We start from the raw sequence: 13,443 nt of genomic DNA, 5'->3' as shown, positions 1-13,443 counted from the left end.
CGGTCCGCCCGGCGCGTGGCCAGCCCGGCGCCCGGTCCGCCCGGCGCGTGGCCAACCCGGTGCGCAGCCAGCCCGGCGCGTGGCCGCCCGGCGTGTCGCCAGCCCGGCTGACCCGGCGCCACGCCGGTCGAAACCTAGTCCACCAGCCCGTACGCCGGCAGGGTCAGGAAGTCCACGTAGTCCTCAGCCAGGCTGATCCGGCCGATCAGTTCGCTGGCCGGGGCGTAGTAGCGGTTGAACTTCTCTTCATCCACTTCGCCGCGCAGCCGTTCGGTTTCCTCCGCCAGCAGGCGCTTGACCAGGTCCTCGGTGACAGTCTCCCCGGTGTCCTCAAGGGTGACGCCGTTGCGGACCTGCTGCCAGACCTGGGAGCGGCTGATCTCGGCAGTGGCGGCGTCCTCCATCAGGTTGTGGATTGCCACCGCTCCGTTGCCCGAAAGCCAAACGGCGGTGTACGCGACGGCGACGTAGAGGTTGGAGCGCAGCCCGGCCTCGGTGATCGATCCCTCGGCAGTGGTGACGTCCAGCAGGTCCCGGGCAGTAACGCTGACGTCTTCGCGGAGCTTGTCCACCTGGTTGGGCTTGTCGCCGAGGACTGAGTCGAAGACCTCGCGGCAGGTGTCTACCATGTCCGGGTGGGCTACCCAGGAGCCGTCGAAGCCGTCATTGGCCTCACGGGACTTGTCCGCCGTGACCTTTTCGAATGCCTTCGCGGTGATTTCGGGTTCGCGCCGGTTGGGGATGAAGGCTGCCATCCCGCCCATTGCGAAGGCCCCGCGGCGGTGGCAGGTCTTGACCAGCAGCTCCGTGTAGGCGCGCATGAAGGGTGCGGTCATGGCGACGTCGGCGCGGTCCGGAAGCAGGAAATCCTTGCCGGAGTCGCGGAACACCTTGATCATGCTGAAGAGGTAGTCCCAGCGCCCGGCGTTGAGTCCGGCGGCGTGGTCTCGCAGTTCGTAGAGGATTTCCTCCATCTCGAACGCGGCGGGAATGGTTTCGATCAGTACGGTGGCGCGGACCGAGCCTTGCGGAACGCCCACGAAGTCCTGGGCAAAGACGAAGACGTCGTTCCAGAGGCGGGCCTCCAGGTGGCTCTCCATCTTGGGCAGGTAGTAGTAGGGGCCCTGGCCGTTTTCCAGGAGCTTCTTCGCGTTGTGGAAGAAGTGCAGGCCAAAGTCGACCAGCGCTCCCACCGCCGGTTCGCCGTCGATCAGTACGTGTTTCTCCGGCAGGTGCCAGCCGCGCGGGCGCATGACTATGACGGCGAGGGGCACGTCGGTGCGCAGCGCGTAGTCCTTGCCGTCCGGGGAGGTGAAGGACAGGTCTCCGCGGGCGGCCAGGTACAGGTTGTATTCGGCATCCACCACGTTGTGCCAGGTAGGCGTCGCTGCGTCCTCAAGGTCCGCCAGCCACACCTTGGCGCCGGAGTTAAGGGCGTTGATCGCCATCTTGGCCGGGGACGCGGGGCCGGTCATTTCAACGCGGCGGTCCTGGAGGGCGGCGGGGGCCGGGGCCACCCGCCAGTCTCCTTCGCGGATTTCGGCGGTCTGGGGCAGGAAGTCCAGGGTTTCACCGGCTGCGATTGCCTCACGGCGCTTCGTGCGGGCGGCCAGCAGGTCATTCCGGGTGGGGGCGAAGCGGTGGTGAAGTTCTTCGATGAACGCCAGTGCCTCCGGTGTCAGGATGGTCCCGGCGCCCTCGGCCGGGTTTGGATCGGTTACTTCGATAGCCATGGGTTCTCCTCTCGCGCACCGGCTTGGTCGGGGCCGGACGGCGTCGTCGAAATGCAGCGTGCCCTGAACGTACGGGGCGAACCGAGGGGTGTAAACCCGCTCCTTCCCGCTAATCCAGCTCTCTGTCCGCTCACGTCGTGAACGAACTCTCATCCTAAACGAAAACTTATTTCCGTATCGTGAACATTATGGTCCGGTGGGAATGAGGGCAAGGTCAGGGGCTGGTGTGCCGGGAAAGGCCGAGGGGCAGCGGACGGATTTCGTGTTCGAGCCGGAGAAAAGTTCCAAGGGGAGTGACGATCCCCGGTCAATGCGCCCTTAATGGAGAGACGGCGATCCCCCTCCGGGATCCCCTTCTTCAGGAGATGAGTGCCATGGCAGAATCCGCCAGGAATCCTGGACAGTCCACCGCCTCGCCGACGGCCAGCGGAGACGATACGCAGCGGGACAGTGACCTCGCCCAGCACCGGCCCTCAGGGCCGCTGCACACACCACGCGGAGACACCACCATCGAAGAGAACGTGGTGCAGAAACTAGCAGGCATTGCCACCCGTGAAGTTCCGGGCGTCCATGCAATGGGAAATGCCGCTCGGCGCGCGTTCAGCGCCGTCACCGAGCGGATCCCGGGCTCCCAGACGAACTACGGGAACGGCGTGAGCGTGGAGAAAGGTGAGCGCCAGGCTGCGGTGGATGTGAGCGTGATCGTGGAATACGGCTTCTCGATCGTCGAGGTCAGCCAGGCGATCCGCACCAACGTCATCCGCTCCGTCGAAAACGCCACCGGGCTGGAAGTCCTTGAGGTCAACGTCAATGTTACGGACGTCCACCTCCCGGATGACGACAACGACGACGACGGCCAGTCGCAGAAGAAGCCGTCGGGACGCCTGGAGTAGAAAGCGCCCGGCTTTGCCCGGGCTGCACCCAAACGTATTGATACGTCCTAAGGAGAGCACCGATGAATGCAACAAGATGGTGCCTGGTAGTTGGTCTGGTTTTGGGAATAGTGCTGGCGTTCGGGGGGTGGTTCGCCTTCCTGGTCACCGTCCTCTTTGGCCTGATCGGGTTGCTGGTGGGCCTGGTGGCTGACGGCAAACTGGACATGGCCGGGCTGTTTGGCCGTGCCGCAAGCCGATGACCATGACGCAGGCGGACACTGAGCGCCGCCCCCGGCGGGCGATTGAAGACCGCGGCAGCACCTCAATGTCCCGCAGGGTCCTGGAGAAGATCGCCAGCCAGGTGGCACGCGACGAAACAGCAGCCGGCGGAACCTCCGGAGGATTCCTGGGAATCGGGTCGAAGGCGGATTTCACCGCGCGGCCCGAGGCCTCGGTGGAGCTGGCCGGTAACATCGCCAGCCTCTGGGTCAAGGTGGGGCTTCCCTATCCGGTTCCGCTGCGTACGGCAACACAGGAACTCCGCGAACGGATCGCCGGGCGGGTCACCGACCTGACCGGGGTACAGGTGCGGCAGGTGGACGTCACGGTGGCATGGCTCAGTCCCAGGCCTGCGTCGTCCGGGCGGAGGAGGCTGCTGTGAGCGCCGAGTCGCCGCCGGTGGCCCTGCGCCCGCGGCCCAGCCGCTCCGTTCCCGCCACCATCTGCGCCGTCGTGCTGCTGGTGCTTGGCGTTGCCGCCGTCGTGGCGGCACTGCTCCGGCTCACCTCGGGAACCTGGCCCGAGGCGCTCACCGCTCCCGTGCAGTGGCTGTCCGACTCGGCGTGGAACAGCACCGGAGTCTGGGCGCTGGGCATCGCGCTCGCCGTCGCCGGCCTGGTGCTGCTGCTCGCCGGCATCATTCCCGGCCGCTTCCATGACCTGCCGGTCCGGCTTCCCGCCTCCGGGGATCCGGAGGCCAGGAAGGCAACGGTGGGCGAGCCCTCGGCGGTGATGTCCCGCCGTGCCGTGGCCCAGCTGGCAGCGGCTACCTGCGAACACATCGACGGCGTCTCCTCAGCTTCGGCCACTGCCACGGACCGTGACGTCCGGGTTTCGGTCACCACTGCCCTGCATGACACCCGGGACCTGCAGCGCTGGGTTGCTGACGGGGTGCATTCACGGCTGGAAGCCTCAGGCCTGGATCCCGTTCCCCGGGTCCGGGTCACTATCCGCTCACGGGACTGACCCGGCGCAGGGGAAGGATGCAGCATGCGACACCATGCAGGAGCCATGAACCGGACGTGGCTGATCATCATTGGCCTCATCCTGCTTGCTGCGGGGACAGCCTCGATCCTCTTTTCCTCGGGACTCATGGATCAGTTCTCCGGCGGCAGCCTTGCCGGCCAGGACGAGCCGGTGCTGTCCGACGGTCCCGGTGTGCTGGAGACCCTCCCCGCTGCGGCCGTGCTGATCGGCGGCATCATCCTGGGGTTGCTGGGGCTGTGGTGGATGCTGGCCGAAGTGCCGCGGCGGCGTGCGGTTTCCAGCTACCGCCTCCATGAGGACCCTGCCCGCGGCATCACCCGGTGCGACACGGCGGTGCTGGCTGCTGCGGTAGAGGACGACGCCGCATCCGTCCCGGGCGTGGTCAGCAGCTCTGCGCTGCTGCGCGGAACTGCCGAGTCACCGGACCTCGCCATGCGGCTGACCCTGAACGAGCGGGCGGATGTGCAGGAGGCGCTGCGCCGCATCCGCAGTGACGTACTGGCGAACCTGAGCCGTGCCCTGGAAGTGCCGCTGCATACCGCTGGGATTGCCCTCGAGGTCAGCGGGCGGCCGGCGCAGTTGGGAAACACGGTTGAGTCCACCGGCACGGTTGTCTACTGAGTTGCCGAATCGTTACTCGGCACACCCGGTGATCTTTGCCGCAACGGTGTTCCGCCGCGGCGCCGCACGGTAGCCTGAACGGCACTTCGGCCTTAGCCGGCGACGGACGGGTGTATGACCATGGCGCAGCATTACCGGGAGGCGCTGCCTCCAAACGACTATCCCATCTGTGTCACCTGCGGGACCCAGTACGGCGAACTCCGCGCTGACTGCCCGGTGTGCCTGGATGAGCGGCAGTACGTTCCGCTCTCCGGCCAGGCGTGGACCACGCTCACCCGCCTTCGTTCCGGTGCCCGGCGTGCCAGCGTGCATCCGCAGGGACCGGGCGTGCTGGGAATCGGCAGTGAACCCAAGTTCGCCATCGGCCAGCGTGCCCTACTGGTGAAGGCTGCCGGGGGCAACGTTCTCTGGGACTGCGTACCGTACCTGGACGAAGAGCTGATCGACCTCATCAACGCCGAAGGCGGCCTGACCGCCATTGCCATCAGCCACCCGCATTACTACGCCACCATGGTGGACTGGGCCCGGGAATTCGGTGTCCCCGTCTATCTCCACAGCGCAGACCGGGAATGGGTGGGACGCAGCGACCCCGCCCTGCAGCTCTGGGACGGGAACAGGATGGACCTGGCCGAAGGCCTTGTCCTGTACCGGCCCGGCATCCATTTCCCCGGCGGCACGGTCATGCACTGGGATGACGACCCGGACGGAGTCGGGGCGCTGTTCAGCGGCGACATCATCCAGGTCATCCCGGACTTCAGCCACGTTGCCTTTATGTACAGCTATCCCAACCTGATCCCGGAGCGCCCGGACGTGGTGGAAGCCGGTGCCGAACTTCTGGCGCCCTTGTCCTACGAGCGGTTGTACGGGGCCTGGTGGGACTACATCCTGCACCGCGGAGCGGACCGGATAGTGCAGGATTCGGCCCGCCGCTACCTCAAGTTCACGCGCGGCTAGGCGCCGCGGCTTCCCGTTCTGCCTCCGCCATGGCCTTGAACTCCGCCACCCGCGCCTGGTGCAGCGGAGTGCGGCGCAGCAGGGCGTAGGCGCCGGCCAGGAGGGCAAACCAGATGGGCGTGACGAGCAGTGCCGTCAGCGTATCCGGCTGGGTAGTCAGCGCCCAGACAATGAACACGAAGAACGCCAGCACCACGTAGACCATCACCCGGCCGCCCGGAAGCTTGAACGCCGAGTCCCGGTGCAGCTGCGGACGGCGGCGCCGGTAGGCCAGGTAGCTCAGCAGGATGATGGTCCACACGAACATGAAGCACAGGGCGGAAATGGTGGTCACCAGCGTGAATGCCTCGCTCACCGAATCCCCGGCGTAGAGCAGCACCACCCCGGCCAGCAGGAACGTGCAGGAGAAGAACAGGGCGTTGCGCGGAACTTTCCGGCTGGACAGGCGGCCAAACGCCTTGGGGGCATCGCCGTCGTGCGCCAGGCCAAAGACCATCCGCGAGGTGGAGTAAATGCCTGAATTCGCCGAGGAGGCGGCGGAGGTCAGCACCACGAAGTTAACGACGGCGGCGGCTATGCCCAGGCCGGCCAGGGCGAACATGCCCACGAATGGGCTTTCGTCCGCGTTGAACCGCGTCCACGGAATCACGGCCATCAGCACCACCAGGGCGCCTACGTAGAAGAGCATGATGCGCAGCGGGATGGAGTTGATCGCCTTCGGGAGGTTCTTCTCCGGATCCTTCGTCTCCGCCGCGGCGGTGCCCACCAGTTCGATGCCGACGAACGCGAAGACGGCAATCTGGAAACCGGCCACGAAGCCCATGGGGCCGGTGGGGAAGAACCCGCCGTTCTCCCAGAGGTTCTCAAACCCTGCCGTGGCGCCGCCGCCGGAATCGAAGCGGGTAAGGATCAGGACCAGTCCCACCACGATCAGTGTCAGGATGGCAATGATCTTGATCAGGGCGAACCAGAACTCGGTTTCACCGAAGGCCTTCACGGAGGGCAGGTTCAGGGCCACCAGCAGCACAATGCAGGCCAGGGCCGGAATCCAGAGCGGAATCTCCGCCCACCAAAACGTGACATAGTGGGCAATCGCCACCACGTCCGCGATTCCGGTGACCACCCAGCAGAACCAATAGGTCCAGCCGGTGAAGAACCCGGCCCAGGGGCCGAGCAGGTCCGCAGCAAAGTCACTGAAGGATTTGTACTGCAGGTTGGAGAGCAGCAGTTCGCCCATCGCCCGCATCACGAAGTACAGCATGAAGCCGATGATCATGTACACGAAGATGACGGAGGGTCCGGCCACTGAGATCGTTTTGCCCGAGCCCATGAAAAGCCCGGTTCCGATGGCTCCGCCAATGGCGAGGAGCTGGATGTGGCGGCTGGACATCGAACGCGCGAGGCCCGGGTCCTTTGAACTTGTTACCGCAGCTGAATGGTCCGTGGTTGAAGCGGGGGTGGAGCTACCTGGCATGGGGGTTCTTTCTCATGGCGCCGTGTGGCATGCCGCCGGCAAGACACGCTGCTGCCACCAATATGCTCAGATATCCAATGACGCCTCATGAGATGCGGCGATACCGCCGATCGTTTTAGTTTCGGCAGTCACCGGGGCGCTGTCAATTTGGGACCCGGGCGCGGCCGTGCGCGTATACCAGATGCCGGGACAGCAAATGCGGCCCAGGTCATGCCTTGAAGGGGGCCGCAGGGCGGGCTAAAGTCAGGGTGCAGCCACAATTGAATATGCCTTTACCAGCCGTGGCGGGAGAGTCCCGCGCGTGACATGCAGACGCGGGCGCCGTAGGAGCAAACCCTCCCCGGGAATCTCTCAGGCCCCTGTACCGCCATGGCGAGGCAACTCTGGAAAGCAGGACCGGCCATGCCGGATCCTCACCGACGGTGCAAGCGGATAACACCCGCGGAATCTCTCAGGTCCAATACAGAGCGGGGAGGAGCCAACCGTCGTCTCGGCGTACCCTCGCCAGCCTCTTGGAGCCTCCCATGACAGCAGCCCCGTCCACCGCAGCCTTTGTTGACCGGCATATTGGTGCCCGCGCATCCGAAACCGACGCCATGCTCAAGGCCGTCGGTTATGACACCCTCGAGAACCTGGTGGACACTGCCGTCCCCGCTGCCATCCGGCAGGATGCTCCGCTGGTGCTGAACGCGCCGCGCAGCGAGCAGGAAACCCTCGCAGAGTTGCGCCGCATCGCCGCCAAGAACAAGACCGCCGTCCAAATGATCGGCCAGGGCTACTTCGACACCCACACCCCGCCGGTGATCCTGCGCAACGTGGTGGAGGACCCCGCCTGGTACACCGCCTACACTCCGTACCAGCCCGAAATCTCCCAGGGCCGGCTCGAAGCGCTGCTGAACTTCCAGACCATGGTCCAGGACCTCACCGCGCTACCGGTGGCCAACGCCTCGCTGCTCGATGAAGCCACCGCCGTCGCCGAAGCCGTTCTGCTGATGCGCCGCTCCAACAAGGCCAAGTCCGAGGGCAAGATCGTGCTCGACGCCGATGCGCTGCCCCAGACCATCGCGATCGTCCGCGGCCGCGCCAAGGCCCTGGGCTTCGACGTCGAAGTCTCTGACCTCGCGTCCGGCCTGCCGGAAGGCGAGATTACCGGCGTCGTGCTCCAGCAGCCCGGCGTCTCCGGTGCTGTCCGGGACCTGTCCGGCGTCATCGCCGAAGCCAAGGACCGCAGGGCCCTGGTAACCGTGGCCGCTGACCTCCTGGCCCTGACCCTGCTGACCCCTCCCGGCGAGCAGGGCGCGGACATCGCCGTCGGCTCCGTGCAGCGCTTTGGCGTTCCGCTGTTCTTCGGCGGACCGCACGCCGCCTACATGGCAGTGCGCAAGGGCCTGGAGCGTTCGCTGCCCGGCCGCCTGGTCGGTGTCTCCAAGGACTCCGCCGGCACCCCCGCCTACCGCCTCGCCCTGCAGACCCGCGAACAGCACATCCGCCGCGAGAAGGCCACATCCAACATCTGCACCGCCCAGGCGCTGCTGGCCATCGTCGCCTCCATGTACGCCGTCTACCACGGCCCCGAAGGCCTGAAAGCGATCGCCCTGCGCGCCAACGGCCACGCCCGCGCGCTCGCCACCGCTCTCTCCGGCGCCGGAATCGAACTGGCCTCCGACGTCTTCTTCGACACCGTCACTGCCCGCGTTCCCGGCCGTGCCGCCGACGTGGTGGCCGCAGCCGAAGCCAAGGGCATCAACCTGCGGCAGATCGACGCGGACACCGTGGGCGTCTCCGCCGACGAAACCACTACGGACGCCGTGATTGCCGACGTCGCACGCGCCTTCGGCGCACAACCAGCCGCACAGCCGGCCGCCGAGGCTGCCGGCTTCGAACTGCCCGCTGAACTGCTGCGCACCTCGGAATACATGACCCACCCGGTGTTCTCCTCCTACCGCTCCGAAACCCAGATGCTGCGCTACCTGCGCCGCCTCTCGGACCGGGACCTGGCCCTGGACCGCACCATGATCCCGCTGGGCTCCTGCACCATGAAGCTCAACGCCACCGCCGAGATGCAGGCCATGACCTGGCCCGAGTTCGCTTCCATCCACCCGTTCGCCCCGGACTCCCAGACCGAGGGCTGGCGGGAACTGATCTCGGACCTGGAAGCCCAGCTGGCCACCATCACCGGCTACGACCAGGTTTCCATCCAGCCCAACGCCGGATCCCAGGGCGAACTGGCCGGCCTGCTGGCCATCCGCGGCTACCACCACGCCCGCGGCGAGGAACAGCGCAATATCTGCCTCATTCCCGCCTCCGCCCACGGCACCAACGCGGCCTCCGCCGTCCTGGCCGGCATGAAAGTCGTCGTCGTCGGCACTGCCGGTGACGGTGCGATCGACCACGCGGACCTGCGCGCCAAGATCGACGCGCACCGGGACAACCTCGCCGCCATCATGATCACCTACCCCTCCACCCACGGTGTGTATGACGACGACGTCCGCGACGTCTGCGACGCCGTGCACGAGGCAGGCGGCCAGGTCTACATCGACGGCGCCAACCTCAACGCCCTGGTGGGGCTCGCGCAGCCCGGCGAGTTCGGCGGCGACGTCTCCCACCTGAACCTGCACAAGACCTTCTGCATCCCGCACGGCGGCGGCGGCCCCGGCGTCGGTCCGGTTGCAGCCAAGGCCCACCTGGCACCGTTTATGCCCGGCAACGCCGCCGCCTGGGACGGCGGGGACGACATCCCGATTTCCGCGTCCCGCTTCGGCTCCGCCGGCGTCCTGCCGATCTCCTGGGCCTACGTCCGGCTGATGGGCGGCGACGGCCTCACCGCAGCGACCAAGAGCGCCCTGCTGGCCGCGAACTACGTGGCAGCCCGCCTCAACGACTACTTCCCGGTTCTCTATACCGGCAAGGGCGGCCTGGTGGCGCACGAATGCATCCTGGACCTCCGCGAGCTGACCAGCAAGACCGGCGTCACCGCCGAGGACGTGGCCAAGCGGCTGGTGGACTACGGTTTCCACGCCCCCACCCTGTCCTTCCCGGTGGCCGGCACCCTGATGGTGGAGCCCACCGAGTCCGAGGACCAGGGCGAGATTGACCGGTTCATCGACGCGATGATCGCCATCCGCGGCGAAATTGACCAGGTGGCAGCCGGGGAGTTCTCCGTCGAGGACAGCCCGCTGCGCAACGCCCCGCACACGGCCACCGTCGCCGCCGGCAACGACTGGAACCGCCCGTACCCGCGCGAACAGGCTGTCTTCCCGCTGAGGAGCCTGCGCATGGACAAGTACTTCCCGCCGGTAGGCCGCATTGACGGTGCTGCCGGGGACCGCAACCTGGTGTGCTCCTGCCCGCCGATCGAAGACTTCGAGAACTAAGGGGATCGCCGCTATGACTGAGCAGTACACCGCGCTCTACGAAGAACACAAACGCCTGGGCGCTTCCTTCACCGACTTCGGCGGCTGGCAGATGCCGCTGAAGTACAGCTCCGAGCTGGCCGAACACCACGCCGTCCGGAAGGCCGCCGGCCTGTTCGACCTGTCCCACATGGGCGAAGTCGAGGTCACCGGCCCGCAGGCCGCCGCGTTCCTGGACTACGCGTTGACCGGCAAGCTTTCTGCAGTGGCCGTGGGCCGCGCCAAGTACTCGCTGATCACGAACGCCGACGGCGGGATCATCGATGACCTGATTAGCTACCGGCTGGGCGACGAGTCCTACCTGGTGGTTCCGAACGCAGGAAACGCAGCCACCGTGGCGGCTGAGCTGGCTGCGCGTGCCGAAGGATTCGACGTCGCGGTGCAGGACAAGACGGCCGAGACGTCACTCGTGGCCATCCAGGGTCCCGTAGCGGAGGCCATCCTCCTGGACCTCGTGCCCGCGGCGCAGCAGGAACTGGTCACCGGAATGAAGTACTACGCCGCGGCGCAGGTTGAGCTGGCCGTGGGGGGCAGCTCGCATTCGCTTCTGGTGGCACGCACCGGTTACACCGGTGAGGACGGCTTCGAGATCTATGTACCGAATGACGACGCCGCTGCCCTCTGGCAGGCACTGCTCGCCGCCGGTGAGGGCCGTGGACTTGTTCCGGCCGGCCTCGCCTGCCGCGACTCGCTCCGCCTGGAGGCCGGTATGCCGCTCTACGGCAACGAGCTCTCGCTCGGCGTGGATCCGTATGCGGCCGGCCTCGGCGGCGTCGTCGCCCTGTCCAAGGACGGCGGTTTCGTGGGCCGCGATGCCCTCGCGGCCAAGAAGGAACAGGCTCCGGCACGCAGGCTGGTTGGGCTGAAGGGTTCCGGCCGCCGGTCGGCCCGTTCGCACTACCCGGTCCTTCAGGACGGCAACCCCGTCGGCGAAGTCACCTCCGGCGCTCCCAGCCCCACCCTCGGCTACCCGATCGCCCTGGCCTACGTCGATGCCGCCGTCTCCGAGCCCGGCACCCTCCTCGACGTCGACCTCCGGGGCAAGCCCGAATCCTTCGAAGTCGTCTCTCTCCCGTTCTACAAGCGCAGCAAGTAAGTCATCCCTCCCGCCGAGAGGCCAGTTACGGCTCTTTTCAGCCCTGAAACCAGCCGTAACTGGCCTCTCGATGGGGGAACTGGCACCTCAGCCGGACGGACTCGGTGGTGGCGGAGCGTTTCGTGTAGCCCGCATCGCCGAGCGAGGAACGAGCGAGGCAGTGAAAGATCCAGGGTCCCTCTCCGAGCTTGCGAGGAGGCGGGCGGGATCTGGAAACGCTAAGGGGCGGCAGAATGCCGTACCGTCTGCCCCAGGCACGCAGCATCCATATCCGTAGACTTTGAACCAGTTGTTCACACCACTTGAAAGGCACACCCCATGAGCAAAGTTGTTGAAGGCCTCCGTTACTCCGCTGAGCACGAGTGGGTGGACTCTTCCAACCCCGTGAAGGTCGGCATTTCCGCCGTCGCCGCTGACGCGCTGGGCGACGTTGTCTACGTCGACCTTCCCGCCGTCGGCGACACCGTCACTGCGGGCGAGACCTGCGGCGAGGTTGAATCCACCAAGTCCGTCTCGGACCTGTACGCCCCGGTTTCCGGCACCATCGTGGAGGTCAACCAGGAAGCCGTGGACAACCCGGCCATCCTGAACGAAGACCCCTACGGTGCCGGCTGGCTGTTCACCGTTGAGGTCACGGAGGAGGGTGAGCTGCTGAGCGCTGCTGAGTACGCAGAGAAGAACGGCGGCGAGCTGTGACCGATTTCCTGAACTCCCGCCTCGCGGAGATCGATCCCGAGGTGGCTGAGCAGATCGATAACGAGCGCCGCCGCCAGCAGGACGGCCTGGAGATGATCGCCTCCGAGAACCACACAGCGGTGGCCATCATGGAGGCCCAGGGCTCGGTACTGACCAACAAGTACGCCGAGGGCTACCCGGGGCGCCGCTACTACGGCGGCTGCGAGTACGTGGACGTCATTGAGCAGCTGGCCATCGACCGCGCCAAGGAACTCTTCGGTGCCGGCTTTGCCAACGTGCAGCCGCACTCCGGTGCCCAGGCCAACGCGTCGGTGATGCATGCGCTGATCCGCCCGGGTGACACCGTGCTCGGGCTCTCCCTGGCCGACGGCGGCCACCTGACTCACGGCATGAAGATCAACTTCTCCGGCCGGCTGTACAACATCGTTCCCTACGGCGTGGACGAAACCACCCACACCGTGGACATGGACGACGTCGCGCGCCTGGCCCGTGAGCACAAGCCGAAGCTCATTGTTGCCGGCTGGTCCGCCTACGCGCGGCAGCTGGACTTCGAGGCATTCCGTGCCATCGCTGACGAGGTGGGTGCCTACCTCATGGTGGACATGGCGCACTTCGCCGGACTGGTCGCGGCCGGACTGCACCCCAGCCCGGTTCCGCACGCCCATGTGGTGACCTCGACGACGCACAAGACCCTGGCGGGTCCGCGCGGCGGCATCATCCTCTCCAATGACGCGGACATCGCCAAGAAGATCAACTCAGCGGTGTTCCCCGGCCAGCAGGGCGGCCCGCTGGAGCATGTGATCGCCGGCAAGGCGACCGCACTGAAGATCGCCGGCACGCCCGAGTTCCGCGAACGCCAGGAACGCACTCTCGCCGGTTCGAGGATCCTCGCCGAGCGGCTGCTGTCCGGGGACGTCGCTGCCAAGGGTATCTCGGTGGTCTCCGGGGGCACCGACGTGCACCTGGTGCTGGTTGACCTGCGCAACGCGGAGCTGGACGGCCAGCAGGCCGAGGACCGCCTCGCGCAGATCGACATCACGGTCAACCGCAACGCCGTGCCGTTCGACCCGCGGCCCCCGATGGTCACCTCGGGTCTGCGGATCGGCACCCCGGCGCTGGCCACCCGCGGTTTCGGGGAGGAAGCGTTCCGTGAAGTCGCAGACATCATCGCGCTGGCCCTGATCGCCGGCGACGGCGAGGACCTCAGTGCACTCAAGGACCGCGTCCACGCACTGGCCGCGGCCCACCCGCTCTACCCGCAGGTCGCCGACCTGTCCGGAGCACCCGCCCGCGCCTAACCGGCGCGAACCAAAGG

Annotated in this window: 12 protein-coding genes and 1 riboswitch; of the genes, 10 read left to right on the top strand and 2 right to left on the bottom strand. The window is 66.7% G+C overall.

The window, feature by feature from the left end; translation table 11 throughout:
- Positions 1-134 precede the first annotated feature (134 nt).
- On the bottom strand, positions 135-1,733 hold the full coding sequence (aceB, locus tag GD628_RS05215) for a malate synthase A (protein WP_152274020.1): 1,599 nt from the start codon (positions 1,731-1,733) through the stop codon (positions 135-137).
- Between the two features lie 374 nt (positions 1,734-2,107).
- On the opposite strand from aceB, the gene GD628_RS05210 reads away from it, so the two are divergent.
- From GD628_RS05210 to GD628_RS05185, 6 genes are all read left to right on the top strand, one after another.
- The gene (locus tag GD628_RS05210; RefSeq protein WP_091601059.1) at positions 2,108-2,626 is read left to right on the top strand and encodes an Asp23/Gls24 family envelope stress response protein; all 519 of its coding nucleotides are present in this window, start codon (positions 2,108-2,110) and stop codon (positions 2,624-2,626) included.
- A gap of 62 nt (positions 2,627-2,688) precedes the next feature.
- Positions 2,689-2,868, top strand: coding sequence for a hypothetical protein (locus GD628_RS05205; protein ID WP_091601061.1), 180 nt, complete (start codon positions 2,689-2,691; stop codon positions 2,866-2,868).
- Between the two features lie 2 nt (positions 2,869-2,870).
- Complete coding sequence (locus GD628_RS05200) at positions 2,871-3,269, top strand: Asp23/Gls24 family envelope stress response protein (protein ID WP_141653615.1); 399 nt, start codon at positions 2,871-2,873, stop codon at positions 3,267-3,269.
- A complete protein-coding gene (locus GD628_RS05195) occupies positions 3,266-3,853 on the top strand; it encodes a DUF6286 domain-containing protein (RefSeq protein WP_152274019.1) in 588 nt (195 codons plus the stop codon). Before GD628_RS05200 ends, GD628_RS05195 begins: the two co-directional genes overlap by 4 nt.
- A gap of 24 nt (positions 3,854-3,877) precedes the next feature.
- The gene (locus tag GD628_RS05190; RefSeq protein WP_152274018.1) at positions 3,878-4,495 is read left to right on the top strand and encodes a hypothetical protein; all 618 of its coding nucleotides are present in this window, start codon (positions 3,878-3,880) and stop codon (positions 4,493-4,495) included.
- 114 nt (positions 4,496-4,609) lie between these two features.
- Positions 4,610-5,449, top strand: a complete 840-nt coding sequence (locus GD628_RS05185) for an MBL fold metallo-hydrolase (protein WP_226802341.1) — start codon at positions 4,610-4,612, stop codon at positions 5,447-5,449.
- Here GD628_RS05185 and cycA read toward each other — a convergent pair.
- A complete protein-coding gene (cycA, locus tag GD628_RS05180; protein WP_377955364.1) occupies positions 5,436-6,839 on the bottom strand; it encodes a D-serine/D-alanine/glycine transporter in 1,404 nt (467 codons plus the stop codon). The genes GD628_RS05185 and cycA overlap by 14 nt on opposite strands.
- Positions 6,840-7,198: 359 nt before the next feature.
- Positions 7,199-7,300, top strand: a riboswitch (glycine riboswitch).
- 147 nt (positions 7,301-7,447) lie between these two features.
- On the opposite strand from cycA, the gene gcvP reads away from it, so the two are divergent.
- The 4 genes from gcvP to glyA all read left to right on the top strand — a co-directional run bounded on the left by gcvP (position 7,448) and on the right by glyA (position 13,426).
- Positions 7,448-10,297, top strand: coding sequence for an aminomethyl-transferring glycine dehydrogenase (gene gcvP, locus GD628_RS05175; protein WP_152274017.1), 2,850 nt, complete (start codon positions 7,448-7,450; stop codon positions 10,295-10,297).
- 13 nt (positions 10,298-10,310) lie between these two features.
- On the top strand, positions 10,311-11,432 hold the full coding sequence (gene gcvT / locus GD628_RS05170) for a glycine cleavage system aminomethyltransferase GcvT (protein WP_152274016.1): 1,122 nt from the start codon (positions 10,311-10,313) through the stop codon (positions 11,430-11,432).
- A 318-nt stretch (positions 11,433-11,750) separates the two neighbouring features.
- Positions 11,751-12,128, top strand: coding sequence for a glycine cleavage system protein GcvH (gene gcvH, locus GD628_RS05165; protein WP_091601076.1), 378 nt, complete (start codon positions 11,751-11,753; stop codon positions 12,126-12,128).
- Positions 12,125-13,426, top strand: coding sequence for a serine hydroxymethyltransferase (gene glyA / locus GD628_RS05160; RefSeq protein WP_152274015.1), 1,302 nt, complete (start codon positions 12,125-12,127; stop codon positions 13,424-13,426). Before gcvH ends, glyA begins: the two co-directional genes overlap by 4 nt.
- Positions 13,427-13,443: the final 17 nt, after the last annotated feature.

This window comes from Arthrobacter koreensis (assembly GCF_009193255.1).
Classification (GTDB): domain Bacteria; phylum Actinomycetota; class Actinomycetes; order Actinomycetales; family Micrococcaceae; genus Arthrobacter_B; species Arthrobacter_B koreensis.
The sequence above is the reverse complement of the archived record's forward strand: the minus strand, read 5'-3'. Positions and strand labels throughout refer to the sequence as shown.